The following is a 23,862-nucleotide window of genomic DNA, read 5'->3' as shown; positions in this document are numbered from 1 at the left end:
ACGTGGTCCAGTTCGATTACAGCCATTATCACCCTCCTTCGGCAATCACAAACCATAGCTGGCGGAAACGCGGCCAGTCAGATACTCGACCTCGTCATCCAGAATTCGGACCAGCTCATGCGGGTCCTCGACCCATTTGCTCAGAAGGAGCAGATCCAGGCGTCCGTTGCCGACCTTCGAGACACAGTAGCAGTCGGCATAGTCCAGTTTGGACTGATCGTCGGTCAACTGCGCGAGCGTCATGTCCCAAATTGCATCGTATTCGTCCTCGACATTTCCGACAAAATTCAGCAAGCACGTCGGCCGGAGTGTCTTGCCCATCACGGACAGTACTTTCCGGTGTTTGACAATCGACCGTACGTTTTGCACCAGGTTCAGGAAACTGACGTTGTTCTTGTTCATCATGCGGACCTTGTCGGTGATGATCCCGTCGAGGTCACCCATCGTGTCGCGCTCCGCCGGCACCAGCACGGGGAGGCTGCCGAGGACCATGCCCATCACCTCGGAGTAGTCCTTGTCCTCGAACACGCGCGACTGGAGGAGCGTGATCAGCGCCACCTTGTCGATGCCGAGCAGACGGCCGACGACGCGGGCGTAGAGGTGCACGACCAGGTAGAACAGGTCCGGCTCGGTGCCGTCGGCGGCCCGAAGCCGGTCCAGGTCGACCGAGTAGCGGACGTCCCGGATCTGGCTGTCCGCGAACCGGGCAGATTTCTCCTGGATGGTCTTCGCGTACCGGACGTACTCCACCAGGTCGAACTTGTCGATCAACTCGTCCGAGGTGATGTCGACCGGGCCCTTGGCGATCTGGTCCTGCAGGTGCCGGTAGCTCTTGGCGATCGGCATCGCCCGACTCGTGCCGGCCATCAGCTCCTCGTAGCGCTTGAGGAGATCGCCCCGGAACAACTGGCCGGACGCCGCATCGAAGATCGAGTGGTCGAACTGGAAGAGCAGGTCGTGCGAGCGGTCGTTGTACGTGATCAGGACGACCTGGTACATCGGCTTGTCGACGACCTTGAAGTCCATGCTCCACTCGCGCTTGACCAACTCCGCCCGCAGCTCCTCCTGCTCGTGCGGCTCCAGGCCGGACATGTCCAGGCGCGGCAGCGCGATGACCTCGGGAGCCTCGAACTCCTTCCACCGGAACCGCCCGAACGACCGGACCAGGAAGCTGCGCATGAGCCCGTGTCGCCCGATCACGTCGCACAGCGCCTGCTGGAGCACGTCGAGGTCGACGAGCTCGCGGAGCTGGATCAGGTAGAGCTGGAGGCGCGATTCGGTGGCGAAGTGCTGCTTCTGCATCGCACTGATCGGGTACGTCCACTTCACCGGCTGGGCGCCGATGGACCTGCGCAGCTCCTCCTGCCGGCGGTCGATCTCGTCGAAGACCGCGGCATAGCCGCCCGGGTAGGACGGTAGGCCCGCGCTCGCCTTGAGCGCCTCGAAGTCCCAGCCCATGCCGATGTCCTCCGGGCCGCCCCGAACCACGTAGTGCGGCAGGAATTCGGTCGGCACCCGGAGCTCGGTGAACTCCCGGACCACTCGCTTCTTCAGCGTGTCGTCCAGGCCCGCCACGGCTAGCACGACGAGCGTGTCCTCGTCACGTCCCGACTTGACCTCACGGAAGGCACACGGCGCGCCGAGGCGTTGTTCCAGCAGCACGGCGAGGCTGTCGAAGGACATGTCCTCCGATCCGCCACGCCTGATCGTCCGCTCGATGAAGGCGGCGAGCCCGGCGATCGTCGGGTGGTTGTAGACCTCCTTGGCGAGGACCTTGTAGCCGTTCCTGTCCAAGGCGTTGGTGAACTGCACCAGCTTCACCGAGTCGAGGCCGATGTCGAAGATGTCCGCGCGGCCGTCGATCTCGCTGAAGCCGAGCAGCGTCCGGATCTCACGCTCGATCACCGCCGCGATCGCCTGCCGCTCGTCGGCACCGCCGGGCTCCACCTCGACATCGACCAGCTTGGCCGCCGCCTGCGTCCGGAGAAGGTCCACGCCGTGGTACGCCGTGCGGATACCGCCGTCGCGCATCCTGGGCAACAGGTCCAGGACCGAACCATCGGCCTCCCGCAGGTCGGCGAACGAGTAGAGCCGCGTGACGCCCGCTTCGGCAGCGCCGCGCTCGTTGTCGGCGAACCAGGTGGTGACGTGCCGGTCCCACCCGTCCCGGTGCAGACCCGGCCGGGACAGGACGTAGCACGGGATCCGCCGCTCCCGGCCCACCTCGGTCAGCAGGCCGAGGAGTCGACGCTGGTCGAGACCGTCGGTGGCGCCGTCCCGGCTCGGCGTGTCCCACAGCACGACCTCGTCGACGGCGGGCAGGGCACGCAACCCGGTCGACAGCGTGCCGGCCAGCTCCTCCCACGTGGACCCGGTGACCACGGGACGCACGGTGATGCGCTCGTCCACCACGCCGACCCGGGTTCCCGCGGAGTCCGAGCCGAGGTCGAACGGCAGGATCTCGACGGTACGGGCAGGGTTCACCCCCGCGAGGTCGCGCACCATGTCCTCGATGTCGCGACGACGACCGAGGACCGCCGTCCTCACCGCCCGCCCGGCCGCCGCGACGGCGCCGTCCAGCGGGACCATCCGGGGCACGAGTCGCCGACCCCGCTCGTAGCTGACCGCGACGTCGTCGGGCCGGTGCGCCTCCAGCTCGGTCTGGAGGTGTTCGCGCCATGCTGCCCGGCCGGCACGGCCATCGAGGGAGGAGTCGCACCGGACGGCCCGGACCCGGAACGTCGGGTGCTCGTGGTTGATGCCGATGAGCAGTGGCACGACGTCGCCGTGAGCGCCCAGGAGGTCACCGGTGTCCAGCACCACGACGTCCTTCACACACCGTTCCCGCATCCCGGGGATGGCCGCGCAGAGTCCCCGCAGGGTGGTCACCAGCGACGGGCGGTCGGTGCGGTTCACCACGACCGTGTCACCGGCCAGGGCGTGCCGTTCCAGGTCGTCCAGCAGCCGCTTGAGGTCGTCGTCGTGGCCGGGGCGGACCACCGCACCGGATTGCCCTTCGAACCGGTACTGCGCACCGAACGAAACATATAGCGTCCGCCAGTGCGCGACCTCGTCCAGCACGCGCTTGAGCCCACGACGGTCGTCGGTCAGGACGATCAGGACCTTCGGCTGCTCCTTCCCGGTCGAGGACGGGCGCATGGACGGCGCCCAGGCCAGCCGCGACGCGGGTACCGGCCCGGTCGTGGCGACGGCGCCGGTGACAGCCTGCCGGGCCGGCGCGACGGTCGCGACGCGCGGGCCGCCGTCGGTCTGGCCCTCGACCAGCTGCTGGAAGTGTTCGATGTCGACCGGATACTCGACCTTTTCGAACGGATACAGCGGCAACGTCACCTTGCGCGGCAGACGGCCCTTGTGGAACGCCTTCCAGTCCAGCGAGACGCCGTTCTCCCAGAGCTTCTTGACCGCACGGGCCAGGTGCTCGCCGTCCTCGATCTCCTCCATCCGGTGCCGCAGCATGTTCACCGTGGTGACCGCGGCGTCGCGGGCGATGGCGCGCACCAACGACGACAGCGACTTGCCCGGTCCGACCTCGACGAACAGGGTGCCGCCGCGCTCCAGGATCGCCTCGACGCCGGGGGCGAACCGGACCGTCTCGCGGGCGTGCGAGCAGTAGTAGTCGCGGTCGGTGGCCTGTGCCGCCGTGATCCACGTACCGGTCACGTTCGACAGGTACGGGATCTTCGGCTGGTGCAGGGTCACCTGGTCCATCACCGCACGGAACCGGCCGAGCATGGAGTCCATGTACTGCGAGTGGTAGGCGTGGTCGGCCTCGATGTGCGAGAACTTGATTTCCCGCTCCGCGCACTGCCGTTCGATCTCGGCGACGGCCCCCGGGGTACCGGAGACGGTGCAGTCCTCGGGGCCGTTCACCGCGGCGATGGCCAACTCGTCGGTCAGCATGCCCCGGACGACGTCCTCCGGCGCCCGCACCGAGGTCAACGCCCCGTCGGCCGTCGTGTCCATCAGGCTGCCCCGGGCCTGGACGAGGCGGATGCCGTCCGCCAGCGAGAACACGCCGGCCACATACGCCGCCGCCAGCTCCCCGGTGCTGTGCCCGATCATCCCCTTCGGCTTGAGACCCCACCCGATGAGCGTCCGGGCCATCGACGTCTCCAGCATGAACAGCAGGATCTGGGTGGTCCCGATGTTGTTCAGCTGCTTCTCCGCCGCCGCGGAGTCGCCAAAAAAGACCTCGCGGGGCACCTCGTGGCCCAGGTCCGCGCTGATCGTGAAGCACTCGTCCAGGTACGCCCGGAAGTCGGATTCCGTCTCGTAGAGGCCGCGGGCCATGCGCAGGTGCTGCGCGCCGAGACCGCTGAAGAGGAAGTAGACGTCGCGACGCGCGTTCTTGTGGACCTGCGCGGATGGTTCGTCGGCGTCCAGGGACTCCTGGAGCCGCTCGCGCAACTGCTCGACGTCACCGAACTCCACGGCGTACCGGTGTGCGAGGCGGCGTTGGCGGTTCTGGAGTGTCCACGCCAGGTCCGAGCCGTCGAGGTCCGGGTGCGCGGCCAGGTAGTCGACGAAGTTCCGCTTGATCCGCCCGATGGCGTCCGCGGACGTCGCCGAGACGACGAACGTGTTGTACGTCCGGCCCTTGGACGGCGCCGGCCTCGCCTCGGGCGCTTCCTCCAGCACCACGTGTGCGTTGGTGCCGCCGATGCCGAACGAGCTGACGCCGGCGCGCAGCGGCAGCACCTCGCCGGCCTTCGACAGTTTCGGCCGCAGTTCCTGCTGCTCCGCGACGACGTAGAACGGGCTGCCCTCAAGGTCGACGTTCGGGTTCAGCTCCTGGAAGTGCAGGCTGCGCGGCACGGTCCGGTGTTGCAGGATCTTGCACGCCTTGATCAGGGAGGCGACGCCGGCGCCCGTGTCGAGGTGGCCGATGCTCGCCTTGAGCGAGCCGATCCCGGTCGTGTCCGGCTCAGCCGCGCCGAACGCCTTACGCAGCGCCTCGATCTCGATCGGGTCGCCGAGCGAGGTGCCGGTGCCGTGTGTCTCGACGTAGGACACCTCGGCGGGGGGGACGTTGGCGACGCGGTAGGCCTTGCGGATGACCTCGGCCTGTCCCTCGATGCTCGGCGCGGTGTAGCCGACCTTGCGGTTACCGTCGTTGTTGACCGCCGAGCCTTTGATCACCGCGTAGACGTGGTCGCCGTCGCGCAGAGCGGTCTCCAGCCGTTTGAGCACCACGATGCCGACGCCGTTGCCCTCGACGGTGCCGGCCGCGTCCTTGTCGAACGGCCGGCAGTGGCCGTCCGGCGAGTGGATCATGTTCTCCTGGTAGCGGTACCCGTTCTTGTGCGGAAGCGTCAGCCCGCTCCCGCCCGCGAGCGCGATCTGGCACGACCCGGTCCACAGGTTACGGCACGCCATGTCGATGGCGACCAACGAGGTCGAGCACGCCGTGTGCAGGGTGAAGGCGGGGCCCTTCAGGTCCAGGGCGTACGCGATCCGGGTGGCGGCGAAGTCCTTGTCGTTGAGCTGCATGCCGGTGAACGTCATCCCGGATTCCAGGATGTGCCGGGTCAGGGTGTGCGTCTCCCAGGGGAGGTTGTTCGTCGCACCGAGGAACAGGCCGATGGCCTCGGGCCGCCCCTCCGCCGAGTAGCCCGCGTCCTCCAGGGCGTGGAAGACCTCCTCGTGCAGGGCGCGGACCTGAGGATCCAGCAGGGTGGCGTCGGCCGGGGCGTAGTTGAAGAACTCCGCGTCGAAGTACTCGATGTTCGGGAACACACCCTTGGCCCGGACGTACCTCTCGTCGTCGAGCGCCGTCTTGGCCACACCCACCCCGAGCAGTTCGTCGTCGGTGAAGCGGGAGATGGCGTCGACGCCCTCGACCAGGTTGGCCCAGAACTGGTCGATGTCCTCGGCCTGCGGGAACCGGCCGGCCATGCCGACGACGGCGATCTCCAGCCCGGTCTCGCGGCGCTTGGTGGCCCTGCTCTCCGGCATGGTCAGAGCTCCTTTTCAAGATCGGCGGCGAGTTCCTCGGCGATTTCGTCCGCGATCTCGCGCAGCAGGGCGGTGGCGGAGAACGTGTGCTCCTCCTCCTGCTCGGCGAAGGCGTCTTCGGCGTCGGCTTCGGCGTCGTCGGGGTCGGCGGTCGGATCGTCGCCGCTGTCAGCGACGGCGAGGAAGGCGGCGAGGGAGGCGATGGAGGTGTGCTGGAAGAGCTGTACCAGCGGCACGTTCCGGTCGAGCACCTTGCGCAGCCGGTTGTTGATGGTCAACAGGTTGAGCGAGTTGATCCCGAGGTCGAAGAAGTTGCGGTCGACGTCGATCGTCTCGGCGGGGACGAGGTCGGCGATGATGTCGAAGAGGATCCGCGTCATGTCGGACACCGGTCCGAGATGCGGCGCCTCGGGGCGGGCCTCCGGCTCGGGGCGGATCTCGGCCAGCCGGGTCCGGTCGACCTTGCCGCTCTTGTTCAACGGGATCCGGTCGAGCTGCACCAGCCCGGCGGGGATCATGTACGGGGCGGCCTGCTGCGCCATCCCCTGCCGTACCACCTCGGGCGCGATCCGCTTACCGGCGACGTAGTAGCCGCGCAGGCTCTTCTCCCCGTCCACCTCGACGCAGATCACGGCGGCGTCCTCGACGTGCTCGACGGACCGGAGCACGCTCTCGACCTCGCCCAACTCGACCCGGAAACCGCTGATCTTGACCTGGTCGTCGGCACGGCCGAGATAGTCGAGCGACCCGTCGGGCAGCTCGCGGACGAGGTCACCCGTGCGGTAGAGGCGGCGGCTGGACAGCGCCGGCACCGTGACGAAAGCGGCGAGGTCGAGGTCCGGCCGGTTGTGGTACCCGGTCGACACGCCGTCACCCCCCACGCACAGCTCGCCGACCGCGCCGGGTGGCAGCAGGTTGAGGCCCCGGTCCAGGACGTGGGCCGACGAGTGCGCCAGCGGGTGGCCGATGGGAATCCGCTCGCGGAGCAGGTCCTCGTCCCGAATCTGGTACGTCGTTGAGAACGTCGTGTTCTCGGTGGGACCGTAGCCGTTGGTGATCCGCAGGCTCGGGCAGGCGCTGCGGACCTTCGTAAGGTGCTGGACCGACAACGCGCTGCCGCCCACGATGAGGTGTCCGAGCCGGTCGAAGATCGCCGGGTCGTGGTCGCAGAGTTGGTTGAACAGCGGCGCGGTGAGCCACATGCCGGTCACCTCGTTGCGCTTGATCGCCTCGCGCATCAGATCACCGTCGAGCACGTCCAACTCGTCGGCGAGCACGAGGGTCGCGCCGAACAGCATCGTTCCCCAGATCTCGAACGTGCTGGCGTCGAAGGCGGGCGAGCCGGTGAACATCAGGACCTGACGGTCGTCGAAGTCGAAGAACTCCTGGTCCGCGACAAGGCGCAGGATGTTGCGGTGCGTGATCTTGCAACCCTTGGGGTTACCGGTGGAGCCCGACGTGTACATGAGGTACGCCGTGGCGCCGTTCAGGTTGCGCTGCCGGGGAAACGGCGGCACGTCCCCGATCGGCGGGTCGACGAGCAGCACCCGGGTCGCCGCCGGCGCCCGGTCGGCGAACTCCGCCACGGTGCACAGGTCGCGCACGCCTGCGTCGGCGACGACGTACTCCACCCTGGGCTTGGCATCCTTGGTGTCGATCGGGACGTAGAAGTTCCCGTTCTTCAACAGGCCGAGGATCGCCACGATCAGCTCCGGGCGGCGGTCCGCGAGCACGCCGACCGCCACGCCCGGAATCACGCCACGGCTCTTGAGCTCCCAGGCCACGGCATCGGACCAGCGGTCCACATCTGCGTAACTGAACTCCCTGCCCCGCCACACCAGCGCGGTCTTCTCGGCGTGGGTCGCGGCGACATCGGCGAAGACGTCCACCACCGATGAGTCCAGCATGGCGGAGTGAGCCGGCTGCGGCACCGCCACGTCCGCCGCCCGGCTGTCCCACAGGGCGATGTCCGCCACGCGTACCCGCGGGTTGCGCACCGCCGCGGTGAGCACGTTGCGCAGGCTGTGCTCCAGCGCCTGGATCAACCCCGGTGCGTAGTGGTTCTCGTTGTAGGCGAACGTGATCGCGAAGTCCCGACCGGGGTTGACCACGATGTGCAGGTCGTAGCTCGTCCGCTCGAAGACCTCGACGCCGTCGAACGCGAGCCCGTCACCGGTGTCGCCGGCGAAGTCGCGCAACTGCTCGGACAACGGGTAGTTCTCGAAGGCCACGACGTGGTTGAGAAGCTTGTTCCTCAGCGGGGTGAGGCCTTGGATCTCGTGCAGCGCGTAGTGCTCGAAGGCACTCGCCCGCAGGTAGGACTGCTGCACCTCCCGGCACAGCCCGGTGAAGTGCTGGTCCTGCGTGGTCGTCACCCGGACCGGCTGCGTGTTGCAGAACAACCCCACCGCCTCGCCGATGCCGGCCATCTCGGTGCCGCGCCCGGACACGACGCTACCGAAGACGACGTCGTCGGCGTAGGTGAACTTCTGCAGCACGACGCCCCAGGCGGCCTGGAAGACAGCGCTCTGCGTCACCCCGGCCTTCTGCGCGAACCCCTTCAGCCCGTCGTACAGCTCGGCGGGGAGGGCGAAGCGGTGGGTCGCGCCACGGTAGCCGCCGGGACGGGGGCTCGCGGGGAGAACCGCCTCGGTCTCGTAGCCCTCCAACGCCTCCGCCCAGTACCGCCGGGCGTCCTCGTCGTGCTGCCGCTCGTACCAGGTGACGTAGTCGCGGTAGGGCAGCGCCTCGGGCCGCGACTGGAACGAGCCGGACCGGGTCAGCTCCTCGTAGTAGCCCATCAGCGTCCCGAACAGCGGGCCGAGCGACCAGCCGTCCAGGATGATGTGATGGAACGTGAACACGAGACGCCAGCGGCGGTCGGCCAGCCGGATCAGGGTCGCCCGCAGCAGGACGTCCGCGCTGAGGTCGAAGCCCTTCACGCGGTCGGCGACCTTGAACTCCTCGACGTCCCGGTCACGGTCGGGCCGGTCCCGGTAGTCGCGGACGTCGAGCTGCGGCGCCCACTCCTTCAGCACGATCTGGTACGGCTGGTCGGTGTTGCGGTACGAGAAAATCGTGCGCAGGACGCTGTAGGTGCGGGACACGCCCGCGAGCGCCGCCCGCATGTGCTCGACGTCGACCTCGCCGGTGATCACGAAGTCGAACTGCTCCACGTAGGCGTCCGAGCCGGTGTCCACGGCGTGACTGAAGAGCATGCCCTTCTGCATCGCGGCCAGGCCGGCGATGGACTCGATGTTGTCTCTCTCAACCATGAACCAGGCTCTCTACTTAGCACCCACGCGGTGTTCGGGTCGTGGCGCCCGGCGACCGGCGCCGGGGTGAGGGATCGTCGTCACGCCGGCCGCTAGATCCCGCCCCCGACATCCAGCAGGATGTCGGCGAGCACGTCCTGACGGATCGGCGAGGAGACCTGGAAGCCCCGTGGTTCACCGGACTTCAGGGCGTCTCGGACTTCGTGGAACGACTCGTCCACCGCCGCGATGATCTTCTTTGCGGTGCCGCTCGCCTCCCACGCCCGTGGGTACCGCACCTCGACCAGGAGCTCACCCCCTCTGCGGGAGGCGACGATGTCGAGGGGGTACGGCAGGCGGTGATCCCCGTCGGTGGTGATGTCCCCCGGGAGATGGGTGAAGCTGATGCCGTCGGCGCTGTCCTGGCCGCCCAGGTAGTTGAAGCCGATCTGCGGCCGGACTGCGGTCAGCGCGCTCCGTTGCGCACCCAGGCCGGCGTCGATCCGCACCAGGGGACCGAAGCCGGCGCCCTTGTCCGGCAGCCGGTCGAACGACCGCCGCACCGCGTCCACGGTGTCCGCCACGCCCTGCTCCACCTGGACCAGGTGCGGGAAGGTGCTGGTGAACCAGCCAACCGTCCGACTGAGGTCGTGGTCCCCCGCGATGGGTTCGCGGCCGTGCCCTTCCAGGGCGAACAGCACCCGCTGCTGGCCGGTCACCGAGGCCAGCGCCCGCGCGACGACGGTGAGGACGATCTCGGCGTGGCTCGCTCCGTGCACCTCCCGGGCGGCGGCGAACAGCGAGAAGTCGTCGGTCTCGGTCAGTCGCACGACCGTCGCTGCGGTCTCGGACCGCTTCACGTCGCGCTCGGCGAACACCTCGCCCGCCTCGCCCGCGCTGCGCGCCAGGTCGAGCCAGTAGGGCAGTTGGGCGCGGAAGCCGCCGTCCAGGGCGCGCTGCTCGACCTCCCTCGTCCACGCCGGGAACGGCATGGTCTTGGCGGGCAGCTCGGCGTCCGGGTCGGCGAGGCTGATGGCCAGGTCCTCCAGCAGGACACCCCACGACACGACATCCACGGCCAGGTGGTGGATCGCGATGGCGAACCGCGCGCCCCCCTCACCCAGTCCGGCGGCCAGGCTGACGACCGGGCCGCCCCGCACGTCGACCCGCGCCTGCACCGTCCGCAGGTACTCGGCGAGGGCGTCGTCGGAGAGCCCGTCCGGCGCCTGCTCACCGTGGACGAGCGTCGGGGCGTCGACGTCGCGCAGGCGGAGCCCGCCCTGCTCGTCCACCTCGACGCGGAGCATGTCGTGATGGCGCACGAGCCGCTCCACCGCCCGCACCAGGCGCTCCAGCGACACCGGCTCGGCCGGCGTGACCAGCAGGCACTGGTTGAACACCCGGGTCCGGGCGTCCGGGTCGTCGAGGAACGCCAGTTGGATCGCGCTCGCCGTGATCGGCCCGGACAGCGGCTTCTGGTCGTACACCCGCAGCCCGCTGCCAGCGCCGGCGGACTCGGACAGCTTCTCCTCCAGCGACCGGATGGTCGCGTTGCCGAGGAGGTCCGCGGCCCGGATCGTGATGTCCTGCTCGCGGAGCCGGGCCACGATCTGGATCGCCTTGATCGAGTCGCCGCCCAGCGCGAAGAAGTCGGCGTCGATGTCGTCCACCGGGATGCCCAGCACGTGCTGCCACGCGTCGGCGACCACGCGCAGCGAGTCGGTCTCCGGCGCCGCCGCCGTCGCCCCCGCCGTGAAGTCGGGCTTCGGCAGCGCCGCCACGTCGACCTTCCCGCTGGCGTTCAACGGAACCGTGTCGGCCTTGACGATGAAGGACGGCACCATGTAGTCGGGCAGCCGTCGGGACAGGGCCGCCCGCAGCGCCGACCCGTGGTCCTGGTCGTCCACGTACCCGACCCAGAGGCACAGGCTCCTGCTGCCCTCGGCGGCCTCGTACAGACCCGCGTGCGCCCAGCGGACGAAAGGCTCGTTCAGGGCGACCTGGATGATCTCCGCCAGCTCGATGCGATAGCCCCTGAGCTTGATCTGCTGGTCGAGGCGTCCCGTGTAGTAGAGCAGACCGTTGGTCTTGAAGGTGACGATGTCGCCGGTCTTGTAGAGCCGCTCCCCCGGCACCGCCGGCGAGTACACGAACCGCTCGGCGGTCAGCTCGGGCTGGTTCAGGTAGCCGTCGGACAGGCCAGCCCCGCCGATGTAGAGTTCGCCGCCGACGCCGACCGGCACCGGCTCCAGCCGCTCGTCGAGCACCCATAGCGAGGTGTCGTTGATGGCCGTGCCGATCGGGATGGCGTCGTCGGGGTCCATCGCGTCGAGCGTGTGGATGGTCGCGAAGACCGTGGTCTCCGTCGGGCCGTAGGCGTGGCTGATCCGCCCCGGCCCGAGCAGCTCGAACGCCCGCTTCACATGCGCCGGCGAGGCGATCTCGCCACCGAAGATCACTCTGCGGACCGTGCCGAGCGACCCCGACGCGTGGTCGATCAGCGCGTTGAACATCGCCGTGGTGATGAAGAAGCTGGTGACCCCGTGCCGCTCGATCGCGGCACCGAGCCGGTCGAGGTCCAGCACGGACGCCTTGTCCAGCAGCACCAGCGACGCGCCGTTGGTCAGCGCCCCGAACATGTCGTAGATGGAGCCGTCGAACGAGTATTCCGAGATCATGAGGAAAACGTCGCTCGGATCGGCGGCGTAGAAGACGGACTGGTGGACCACCCGCAGCACGCTCCGCTGCCGGATCACCGACCCCTTCGGCACACCGCTGGTCCCGGACGTGTACATGATGTAGGCCTCGTCGGCGCTGCTGCCCGGCAGTCCCGGGTTCCCGCTCTCGGCCGTCGACTCCACGAGCGGGTGGACGCCGACGATCCGAAGCCGTTCGGAGATCAGTTCCGCCGCCTGCCCGCTGCGGGCGTCGGAGGTGAGCAGGAGGCCCGCGCCCGCGTCCTGCACCATCATTCGCAGCCGCTCGGGCGGGAAGTCGGTGTTCAGCGGCAGGTAGAAGCACCCCGCCTTCAGCACACCGAGGATGGCGGCGACCATGTCGATCGAGCGGTCCAGCAGCAGCGCCACCGGTGAACCGGGTGTCACGCCCAGACGGATCAGGCCGTGCGCGATCCGGTTGGCCCTGACGTTCAGCTCCCCGTACGTCAGGCTCCGGTCGTCCGCGATCAGCGCCGTCCGGTCGGGGGCGGCGGCGACATGTTCTTCGAACAGCCGCGCAATACCGCGGGAGTCAAGCGACGGCGCGGGTACCGTCGCGAACGTCCGGATCAGCTCGGCCTCCCGGTCGGGCATCAGGTCGAGCATGCCCAGCGGAGTGTCGGCGGCGGCGGCGAGGAAGGACCTGAGTAGCGTCGCGTAGCGCTCCGAGTAGAGCGCCAAGGTCTCCTCGCGGAACAGGGCGGTGGAGTACTCCCACTCCAGCAGCAGCGCGCCGTCGGCCTCCCGCGTGCTCAGGGTGATGTCGTACTTGGCGCTGCCGTCGTCGAACGGGAGGATCCGCTCGTCGTCGGGCTCCAGGCCCATGTCGGTGTTCTGGTGCACGAAGCAGACGTCGAACAGCGGCCGGCGGCCGGGTACGCGAGGCGGGTTCAGCTCCTCGACCAGGGACTCCAGCGGGTACTCCTGGTGCTCGAACGCCTCCAGCACGGTGGTTCGCAGGCCGGCGAGGAAGTCGCCGACGCCGGTCGTGGGCGCGGCGGTGACCCGGATGGGCAGCGTGGTGACGAACATGCCCACGAGATCCTGGTAGGTCAGGTCGGGCCGGCCCATCACCGGTGCGCCGATCACGACGTCGCTCTGACCACTAAGCCGGGACAGCAACTGCTGGAACACGCCGAGCAGCACCATGTAGAGGGTGAGGTTGTGCGCCCGCGCGTACCGCTTGGCGGCCTCCAGCGTCTCGCCGTCGACGGACGCGAAGAGCGTCGCGCCCGCCGCGGTGGCGACCTCCGCCCGCTGCCAGTCCGTGGTGAGTTGGAGGGTCGGCGCGCCGTCGGCGAACCGAGCGACCCAGTAATCGCGGTGCACCACCATGTCGGTGCCGTTCTGCCGCTCCAGCAGCCCGCGGATCGCCGACCGGTAGTTCGACGGCAGCGGCGGCAGCGCGGCGCCGTCCGCGACAGCTCCGAGGTCCCGGAACAGGATGCCCATCGAGGTGCCGTCGGTGATGATGTGGTGGATGTCGATCGCCACACACGACACGCCGTCGTCGAACTCGAAGTAGCCGACGCGGAACAGCGGGGCGCTGTCGAGCAGGAACGGGCGGACGAACCGCTGCATCTCCCGGCGGGCCGCGCTCTCGTGGCTGTCGCCTTCCGAGGGGGCACCGAGCCGGCGGTGGTCGACCGCGACCGGCACCTCCGCGTGCACCCGCTGGAAGGGTTCCCCATCCCGCAGATGGAACGTCGAGCGGAGGCTGTCGTGCCGTCGCACCAGGACGCGCAGCCATTCCTCCAGCTCGGCGATGTCGAGCGTGCCGGGGCGGATCGTCAGGCCGCTGACGTTGTACGCCACCGACTCCTCGTCGACCTGGCTGGAGACGAACATGCTGCGCTGGGCGGCGGTCAGCGGCAGCTCGTAGGACTCGACGACGTGCTCCACGGGCACCGGGCGGCGGGTCGACCCGCTCAACCTCGACCGGATCAGGCTTTCGTCCACCCCGTGGGCGCGGATCACCACCTCCGCGAACTCGTCGAACGTCGGCTTCGTCAGCAGGGTGGTCGGCGGGAGGTCGATGCCGAGCACCGTGTTGAGCAACTGCGTGATCTTCACTGACGAGATCGAGTCGCCGCCGAGGGCGAAGAAGTCGTCGGCGTCGCGGATCGTCGGGTAGCCGAGAATGCCGGACCACACCCCGGCGATCACCTTGCGGGGCACCGCGTCCCCGTCGGACCCCTGGAGCCCTTCGAGGTGCGACGGCCGGGACAGGATGACCCGGAGCCGGTCGACCGGGTCGGCCGGTTCCTGCTCCCTCTCGCCGGGAACCGGATGCGCCCGGACCGTCTCGTCCCACAGTCGCACGTGCTGGAACGGCTGGGGCGGCAACGGTACCCGCCGCACGCCCGCGTCCCGGTCGAGGTCGGCGAACGGCCGGGCGCGACCCGCCAGGAAGGCGGTGACCGCGTCGCGGAGGTGACCGGAGCCGGCGCCGAACCGCCACGGCGCGTCCTCGCGCAGCACGGCGCCGTCGTCCACCGAGGGCGAGTCGTCGGCCTGCTCCGGACGCAGCAGCCGGAGCAGGCCGTCGCGCAGGCCGGCACGGGTCTCGCACAGGATGACCGCTCGGACGGCCTGGTGCTCGCGGCCCACCTGCATGGTGAAGCACACGTCGGCCAGGCGGTGCTCGGGATGGCGGTCGAGGTGCTCCAGGTGCAGCGCCGCGGTTCGGGCCAGCAGCTCCTCGTTCCGCGCCGAGATCGGGAAGACCCGCGGCTGGCGTGCCTGGTCGGAGACGGCCGCTCGGGCCGGCGCCTCCTCCAGCACGACGTGGCAGTTCGTTCCGCTCAGGCTGAAGCTGCTCACGCCGGCGCGGCGGGGGGTGTCGCCCTCCTCCCACTCGGTGAGCCGGTCGGCGACGTAGACCGGGCTGTTGGCCAGGTCGAGCAGCTCGTTCGGCACGTCGAAGTGGATCGACGGCGGAATGGTCCGACGATCCAGGCACATCAGGGTCTTGATCAGTGACGCCAGTCCGGCGGCCCCGACGGTGTGGCCGATGTTGGTCTTCACGGAGCCGATCGCGCAGAACTGCCGGCGATGGGTGAACTCGGCGAAGGCGCTGGTCAATCCCTTGACCTCGATCGGGTCACCCAGCGTCGTGCCGGTGCCGTGGGCCTCGATGTAGGACACCGACTCGGGCGCGATGCCGGCGCGTTTCCACGCGCTGACCAGCAGGTTTTTCTGCGCCTGCGCGTTCGGGGCGGTGAGGCCGTTGCTGCGGCCGTCGTTGTTGACCGCGCTGCCGAGGAGCACGCCGTAGACGTGGTCACCGTTGGCGAGCGCGCGCGAGAGCGGCTTGAGGTAGACCCCGGCCACGCCCTCGCTCCACACCGTCCCGTCGGCTGCGGCGTCGAAGGCCCGCACCCGGTGGTCGGCGGACTCGGTCTCGTTGCCGAGGCTGGACGGCGACAGGAAGAGGTTGATGGCGGCGACGAACGCGGTGTCGCAGTCGCCGTTGCGGAGGGCCTTGATCGCCGCGTCCACCGCGACCAGGCCGGACGAGCATCCGGTGTCGATGACGGTGGCCGGTCCGCGGAGGTCGAACAGGTACGACAGCCGGCTGGCCAGGATGCCCGACCACGAGCCGGTGATGGCCGCGAAGTCCAGTTCCGAGAGGAACGGCAGGTATGACGTGATCAGCCGGTGCGTGTGGTCGTTGCCGACGAAGATGCCGGTCCTGGAACCGTACAGCTCGCTCCTGGCGTATCCGGCGTCCTCCATCGTCTCCACCAGCACCTCCAGGAGGTTGCGGTGGTACGGGTCGAGCTGCGTCGCCACGTGCGGCGGGATGCCGAAGTACTCCGCGTCGAACAGGTCGATGCGGTCCAGGTAGCCGCCCTTGCGGACTGCCGAGGTCCCGCCCTCGACCCGCCGGAGGTCGTCCAGGCGCAGCGGCGGGAAGTCGCCGATCGACTCACGGCCGTCGACCAGATTGCGCCAGAACTGCTCCTTGTCCGACGCGCCGGGAAAGCGGCAGGCCATGCCGACGACGGCGATCCGGTCGTCGGCGTCCCGGCCGTCGTCACCGATCGCCCGGATGAACTCCTTCGCCCGGTCGACGTCCAGCGCCTCCTGCTTGACCTGCATGAGCAGGTACCGCAGCAGGTCCTTCTTGAGCTCGGCGTTCGACCTCATGCCTGGTTCCTCCCCGCACCGTCGGCGTCGGCGGCGAACATGGTGGTGAGCTCCGCGTCGCCGATCTCCGCCAGGACGTCCTGGAGTGACTGGTCCATATCCCCGAAGTCCGCCGCGCCGGGCTCGGCCGGGCCGGACTCCGCCGCGATGCGCTCCTCGATGTAGCCGGCAAGGCTGGCGACGCTCGCGTAGGAGTACAGGTCGGCGATGTCGATTCGCCCGGGGTAGACGTCCTCGACCCGCTGCAGAAGCTGCGCCGTCATCAGCGAGTTGCCGCCCAGGTCCTGAAAACTCATGTGGGCGTCGACCTCCGCCATGCCGAGCACCGCGCCGTAGACCGCACCGATCCTCAGTTGAATCTGGTTCGGGTCGGACAGGCCGACGACCCGGACCTCGGTCGTCTCTCCGCCGGAGGACGACCCGCCCGCACCCGCCCGCGCGACGGCGTCGGCGATGTCGTCGTCGAGCAGGAACGGCATCTCGTCCAGCCGTTCGTGCAGCACCCCGAGGTCGAACCGGGTCGGGATGACGCCATCGGCCGGGTCGCGCAGGAAGTGGCTCAGCCAGGCCAGGCCGTCCTTCACGGTGAGGGCGCGGAACGGCGAGTCGCCGTCGCCGATCCCGTACTGCACCGCCATGCCGACCTCGGACCACGTCGGCCAGTTGATCGACAGCGCGCGGACGCCCTCGGTCCGCGCCCGCACCGCCAGGGAGTCCATGAACGCGTTGGCGCTGCAGTAGTCGCCCTGCCCCTGCCCGCCGGTGATCGCGGTGATCGACGAGAAGAACACCAGGAAGGCGCCGGGGTGTTCCTTCGCCAGCTCCACCAGGGCGACACTGCCGTCGACCTTGGGCGCCAGCACGGCGTCGAAGACCGGACGGGGTTTGTTCGCCAGGAACCCGTCGCCCGCCACACCCGCGGCGTGGACGATGCCGCTGAGGGTCACGGCCTCCTGTCGCAGGCGCGCGGTCAGGCCGCGCACGTCGGCCTCCCGCGACACGTCGCACTCGACGTACTCGGCACCGGCGATCTTCTCGACGCGCCGCGCGATCTCCTCGGCCAGGGGCCTGCGGCCCAGCAGGATGATCCGCTCGGCGCCCTCGCGGGCCATCTCCTCGGCGATGCCAAGGCCGAGGCCGCCCGCACCACCGGTGACCAGGAACGTCCCGCCCCGGTACAGCGGCTCGCCCGTTTCGTCGGCCGTCTCGGCGTATCGCAGGCGCCGCAGGTAGCTCTGCGAGCCACGGATCGCCCGCAGCGCACCGCCCGAGCCGCCCAACGCCTCCCGGACAAGGAAGTCCAGGTCCACGTCCGCACCCGCGTCCAGCACGTCCACCCGCAGGTGCCGGTGCTCCTGCCCGACCACCTGCGCGAGCGCTTCGGTGGCGGCGGAGTACGGATCGGTGACCCCGTCGCCGGGCTCGACCTGCCAGGCGTGTCCGCCCAGGACCTTCAAACCGCGGGTGAGTTTGACCCGGTGCGCCACGAAGGCGCGGTACAGCTCGAACAGCGCGTCCACGCCGGCTGCCCGCCGCTGCCCGGGGGTGAGCGCCGCCTCGCCGGCGACGTCGGGTGCGGTGAAGTCGGTGGCGAACAGGACGCCGTCGACCCCCTCCTGCCGCAGCCGTGCGGCCACCAGCTCCGCGCCGGCCTCGTCCAGGGCGAACACGTTCCGACTCTGGTCGGTCCGCTCGCCGACGTAACACGGGACGACCCGGTGTCCCTGCGCCTCGACCGCGACGACCAGCCGCCTGCCGGCCGGGTTGTCCAGCACCACCGGCGCCCACACCGCGCCGCCGGCCGCCTCCGCCGCCACCCGCGGCACCGCGAGCCACTCGACCTGGAGGAAGCGGCGCGGTCCCGCCAGGCTGAACCGCTGCCAGTCGACCTTCTTCACGGTGTAGTCGGTGATCCGCGCGAACGGCTCACCGTCGACGTCGACGAGGTCCACGTCGTAGGTGATGGTCTCGCCCTCGTGGCTGTCGTCGCGGACGGTACGGATCAGCGAGTAGAACGTCTCCGGCATGGGCCGGTGCAGGACGAAGCTCTTGTACATGTACGGCAGGAACGTCTCGCCGCTGTTCTGCGAAATGAGGTTCACCGCGTTGTCGAGCTTGGCCGGGTGCAGGCCGAATGTCTCGCTCGGCACGCCCTCCGGCAGGCGCAGCAGGGTCAACGCGCCGGTCTCGTGCCTCCACACCGCCCGGACGTTGTCCCAGCGCGCACCGAATTGGAACACGCCCGTGTCGGTCTCGGTCGGGTACGGGTCGGTCACCTCGATCGCGGCGCGCTTCTGGGCGTCGATGTCGACGGGTGCCGCCGGGCCAGCGTCGCCCAGCGGGCTGATCCGACCCTCGACGTGCGTGATCCACTCGCCGCCCTGCGAGCTGGCCACCTGGAAGGAGTAACCCCGCTCCAGCCGGTCCAGCCGGGTCCGCACGGTCGTCTCCTCGCCCTCCTCGACGGCGAGGGGGACCAGGAAGAACACGTTTTCGAACCGCATGCTGCCGGTGTTCTCCACCGCGGCCAGCGCGGCACGCGCCATCTCCAGGTACGTCGTGCCGGGCACCACGGGCCGGTGCTCGATGCGGTGGTCGGACAGCACCCAGTGCCGGTCGACCGACAGCGTGTTCTCGAACACGATCGCGGCGTCCGAGCGGCTGATCTCCGCGCCCAGCAGGGGGTTGGTCTCGGTGCCGCCGAAGCTCCGCACGCTCGTGCGCATGGGCCTGGCCCAGTGGCGGATCTTCTCGAACGGGTAGGTGGGCAGGGGTACCCGCTGACGCGGCTCGTCGGCGTAGAACTCGGCGAACTCGACGCGGGCGCCGCGGACGTAGGCGTTGGCCAGCTCGGTGAGGGCGGCCTTGTCGCCCCGCGAGCGGTACTCGGCGAGTTTGGCGTTGGCCGAGTCGGAGAGCCGCTTGCCGGTCTGGGCCGTGATGTCGCCGGGACCCAGGTCGCTCCGCTTGTCGCTGACGACGGCGTGTACGCCGTGGTGGACGCCCTGCTGCTCGTCGGTGCCGAGACCGCGCCGCCGGAGCCGGTCGACCGACTCGGCCAGTTGCTCCTTCGTCGCCGCGATCACCATGACGCGGTGCTCGTGGTGACCTCGGCCGATGTTCGACGTGTAGCAGATGTCGGCGAGCGACCACGGGCTGTCCGCCAGCACGGCCGCGTACCCGTCGAGGAGCTCGGTCAGGGCCGCCTCGGTCTTGGCGCTGACGGTGAAGCAGTAGCGCTCCCGCAGCTGCTGCCCGGCGCGGTAGCGGGGTGCCTCCTCCAACACCATGTGGCAGTTCGTGCGGATGAAGCCGAACGAGCTGATCCCGGCCCGCCGGGGTTCGCCGTTGGTGTCCCACGGCATAAGCCGGTCGTTGACGTACAGCGGGCTGTCGGTGAAGTCGATGTAGGGGTTGGGCACCTCGAAGTTCGCCGAGGGCGCCAGCAGGCCGGATTCGAGCGACTTGACGACCTTCGCCAGCGAGGCCGACCCGGACGCGGCCACCATGTGGCCCATGGTGGTCTTGAGGGATCCGATACCGCAGAACTGCTTGCGGTCGGTGTGCCGGCGGAACGCGTTGGTCAGGCCCTTGACCTCGATCGGGTCACCGAGAACGGTCCCGGTGCCATGGGCCTCCACGTACGTGATCGTCTCCGCCGGCACGTCCGCCTTGGCCCAGGCGTCGAGGATGACCCGCTCCTGCATCAGCGCGTTGGGCGCGGTGATGCTGTTCGACGTGCCGTCGTTGTTGATGGCGGAGGCCTTGATGACGGCGCGCACGTGGTCGCGGTCGGCCAGCGCCTTCTTCAGCGGCTTGAGCAGCACGATGCCGGCGCCTTCGCCCCACAGCGTGCCGTTGGCGTGGGCGTCGAAGGTGCGCACGCTGTCGTCGCCGGAGACCACGTTGTCCATCGTCGCGCCGGACAGGAAGCTGGTCTTCGGCTCGCCGCCGGAGGACAGGTTGATGCCGCCCGCCAGGGCCATGTCGCACTCGCCGAGCAGCAGTGACTGGATGGCCTGGTGGACGCTGACGCTGCCGGCGGAGCATGCGGTGTCGGTCATGATGCAGGGGCCTTTGAGGTCCAGCAGGTAGGAGATGCGGCTGGCGACCATCCCCTCCCACGAGCCGGACAGCTGCATCGGATGCCGCTCGGAGAACATGCGGTAGTAGGAGTAGTTCGACTGGTCGCGGCCGAGGAAGACTCCGGTCCTCGACCCGATCGCGCTCTCGCCGCCGTAGCCGGCGTTCTCCAGCGCCTCGTACGCCACTTCGAGCGCGATGCGCTGGTTCGGGTCCATGTAGTCCGCTTCGAGCGGGGGGATGCCGAAGAAGCGGGAGTCGAAGTGGTCGATCCGGTCCAGATAACCGCTCACCGAGTAGAGCCGGTCGAGGTCGGCCTCGTCGACCGGCCGGCCCAGCATGACCTCCGCGTAGTACGGGTTGCGGAGGATGTCGTACATGTCCTCCTTACGGGACTGCGGATAGTCCCGGATGCAGTCCCGGCTCACCTTGAGGAACTCCCAGAACTGGTCGACGTTCTTGGCCTCGGCGAACCGACCGGCCAGTCCGATGACCGCGATGTCCTCGTGCAGGTTCGCTTTCGACAGTTCGAGCAGCAACCGCTTGGTGCGGTCACGGTCGATCTGATTGTTGACGAACTGCTCGAGGATGAAATCCTTCACGCTGCTCATCTGGTTTCCGTTTCCTCAAGTAGGCCCTGGCTGCCGCCGACCGTGATCGAGCCCTGTTCCAGCAGGTCCAGCAGTTTGTCGATGTCGCTCTCGTCCGCCCTGACTGCCGGCGGCGGCCCTTCGGCGGCCGGCTCGTCCGGGTGCAGCCTGGCCCTGAGGCAGGCCACCTGGGCGGCGACGGTGGTGTGGCGGAAGAGGTCCGTGATGTCAATCAGACCCGGGTAGCGCTCGTCGTAGAGCTTCAGCATCTGCGCCGTCAGCAGCGAGTTGCCGCCGAGGTCACCGAAGTCCTCGTGCGCGTCGAGCACGTCGAGGTCGAGCGCTTCCGCCCAGATCTCCGCTACGCCCCGTTCGAGGTCGCCGACCTCTTCGAGCCCGTGCACCTCGACGGCACGCCCGACCGCGCTCCGGCCGGCGTCGCGCGGCACCTGCCGGGTCGCCTTCCGCATCCGGCCGGGCATGAGCACCGGCGGATGGCCACCGGAGGTCATCAGGGCGTCGAGCAGGTCCACCGCCTCGGCGGTGTCCAGCGGCGGGAACAACTCGTCCTCGTCGGCCGCGTCCATGCGCTGGGCGATGCCGGTCTCGCGCCACGCCGGCCACTGGATGCTCAGGCCGGGTAGCCGCTCGCGGTCGCGGTACTGGGCCAGGCTGTCCAGCACCAGGTTCGCCGCCGTGTAGTCGGACTGGCCCGGGTTGAGCAGGAGCCCGGCGATGCTGGAGAACGCGACGAAGTAGTCGGGCCGGTCCGCCAGGGTGGCCTCGTGCAGGTACACCCCGCCCAGTGCCTTGGGCCGGTAGACCGCCATGAACTCGTCGAGGTTCTTCGTGTACAGGAACCCGACGCCGGGCCGCCCTGCGAGGTGCAGCACGCCGGACACCCGGCCGTGCCGCGCGCGGAGGTCGCGCACCGTCCCCTCGACGGCCCGCCGGTCGCCCAGGTCGAGCCGGACGACCTCGAACACGTCCAGATCACGCTCGAACTCCGCCCATTCCGGCCGGGTCTCGGCCGCCCGGTCGGACCCCAGCAGGACGAGTTTGCGGACGCCCCGCCGGATCAGGTGCCGCGCAACGGCGGTGCCGAGGTCGCCCGTGCCACCCGACATGACGGTCACCCCGTCGCCACCGGACAGCGGCGCCCGGTCACCGTCGGGCAGCGGGATCGGCTGCCGCTTCACCTGCGGCTCGTACGGGTGCCCGTTGCGGTAGAGCAGGAACGGCGGCCGGTCAACGCTGGTGGCCTCACCCACCAGCAGCGCCGGGCCGGTGTGCTCGTCGCTGTCGACGCACCGGATACCGAGCGCCTTGTACTCCAGGGCCGCGACGCGCATCATGCCGAGCAGGCCGGCCTGGCCGGGGTGCAGCGCTGTCTCGTCACCGGTGACCGCGAGCGCGTTGTGCGTCAGGACCACCAGTCCGCCGACGAACCCGAACTGCCGCTCCGAGATGAGCTTGAGCAGGCCCAACGCCCCTTCGACCGGCTCACTCGGGTCGGCGAGCGGGTCGCCCTCGGCCGGTTGGCAACCCACCACGCCGAAGGCGAACTCGCGGCGCTCGCCGAGCCGCTCGTCGCCGACCGCGTCGGTGACGCTCGACACCTGGACGCAGTCGTAGCCGGCCGCTTCGAGGTGCCCCCGGACGCCGGCGAACGTGGTACCGACATCTCCACAGAGCAGGACGGTTCCGCTGCCGCGCCGGGACGGCGTCGGCAGGGCGACGCGTCGGTAGGTCTGGACGTACCCGTACTCGCCGGGCCCCGTGACGTCGAGGTCGACCGCCGACTTGATGCAGTAGTTGTCCACCGTCAGCAGCACCCGGCCGGTCGGATCGACCACGGTCACGTCGAACGCGTACAGCGCACCGGCCACAGACTCGGGCCGCTTGCGGAAATAGGCGAGCACCCGGGCGGGCAGTGAGTCGCGGACGGTCAGCACGCCGTAGGAGAACGGCAGGTACAACCGTTCCTGGTCGTAGACGTTGCTCGGCGCGTTGATGACGGTGTCGAACAGCGAGGGGTGCAGGACGTAGTCCGACAACTCGGACCGGTACCGCGACGGCAGCTCGAACTCGTACAGCAGCTCGGTCGACTCCGGGTCGGCGTGCCCGGCGCCCAACGTCGCGGTCCACCGTTCACTGACGTCCAGCCCCTTGGCGCGATCGGAGCCCTCGGGTTCCCGCAGTGGCCGGTCCAACCGCCGCCGCAGGCCCTCGACGTCGAGCGACGCGACCGGCCCGGCGGCGACGTCGCGGACCAGTTCGCCCCGGGCATTCTCCACCCAGTCACCGTCGGCGCCCCGACTGGCGATGGTGACGGTACTGATGTCGCCCGAGGTCTCGAAGATGACGTGCACCTCCTTCTCCTCGCCGTCGGCCACCGCGAGCGGGGCAGCGAAGAAGACGTTGCGCAGCGTCACGTCCGACTCGGCCAGGCCGAGCCGCCGCGCCGACATCACGACCATCTCGACCAGCCCGGTACCGGGTAGCACGCTGACGCCGTGGATGCGGTGTTCGGCCAGTTCCCAGAAGTTCTCGGGGGCGAGCCGGCACACCACGATGTCGCGGTGCAGCGAGCGCACCACGTCCGCGCCGTCGACCAGGCCCCGGCGGCCCTGGTCGACGGGGTCGATCCAACAAGGCGTCCGCTCGAACGGGTACGTGGGCAGCGATGTCCGGCGGCCGCCCTCGGGCGCGGCCCGCTGCCAGTCGACCTCGGCGCCGCGCGAGTAGAGGGATGCCAACCCGCGCAGCGCGGCGCGGTCGGGCGCCACGGCGGTGCCGGCCACGACCGCTGCGGCCTCCCGGTTCAGCTCGTCGTGCTCGGAGTACAGCAGGTCGTGCGGCTCGCGCTTCTCGCCACGCTCCAGCACCAGGCGAAACGTGCCCCGGCTCAGGTCCGGATTCGCGCTCCTGCCCTCGCCGTCCTCGACGAACCGGGTCAGCAGCGTGCCGAGCTCCGCCTGGCTCTCGAAGACGAACGCGGCGCGCACGCCGTGGTGCAACCGGCCGACCGACGCGGTGAAGGCGAGATCGGCGAGGTCCACCTCGTGACGGGACAGAAAATCGCGGTAA

The 23,862-nt window shown here is 69.5% G+C and carries 5 protein-coding genes (1 of these 5 cut by a window edge); all 5 read right to left on the bottom strand.

Translation table 11 applies throughout. From position 1 onward, the window contains the following. Positions 1-45 precede the first annotated feature (45 nt). Entirely contained in the window at positions 46-5,976 is a 5,931-nt protein-coding gene (locus ACGFIK_RS13900) for a beta-ketoacyl synthase N-terminal-like domain-containing protein (protein WP_393339530.1), read from the bottom strand. 2 nt (positions 5,977-5,978) lie between these two features. After that, positions 5,979-9,251: an amino acid adenylation domain-containing protein gene (locus tag ACGFIK_RS13895; protein WP_393339527.1), complete on the bottom strand. Its 3,273-nt coding sequence runs from the start codon at positions 9,249-9,251 to the stop codon at positions 5,979-5,981. A 92-nt stretch (positions 9,252-9,343) separates the two neighbouring features. Then, on the bottom strand, positions 9,344-16,099 hold the full coding sequence (locus ACGFIK_RS13890) for an amino acid adenylation domain-containing protein (protein ID WP_393339524.1): 6,756 nt from the start codon (positions 16,097-16,099) through the stop codon (positions 9,344-9,346). Beyond that, complete coding sequence (locus ACGFIK_RS13885) at positions 16,096-20,793, bottom strand: SDR family NAD(P)-dependent oxidoreductase (protein ID WP_393339521.1); 4,698 nt, start codon at positions 20,791-20,793, stop codon at positions 16,096-16,098. The genes ACGFIK_RS13890 and ACGFIK_RS13885 overlap by 4 nt, the downstream gene beginning before the upstream one ends. Further along, positions 20,790-23,862: the 3' portion of an SDR family NAD(P)-dependent oxidoreductase gene (locus tag ACGFIK_RS13880; RefSeq protein ID WP_327026648.1), read on the bottom strand. It continues 1,514 nt past the right edge of the window; the window shows 3,073 of its 4,587 coding nt (coding positions 1,515-4,587); its start codon lies off the right edge, out of view; its stop codon occupies positions 20,790-20,792. Before ACGFIK_RS13880 ends, ACGFIK_RS13885 begins: the two co-directional genes overlap by 4 nt.

Origin of the sequence: Micromonospora sp. NPDC048871 (assembly GCF_043198155.1) — a bacterium.
Lineage (GTDB): Bacteria > Actinomycetota > Actinomycetes > Mycobacteriales > Micromonosporaceae > Micromonospora.
This window is presented reverse-complemented; position numbering and strand designations above follow the sequence as displayed.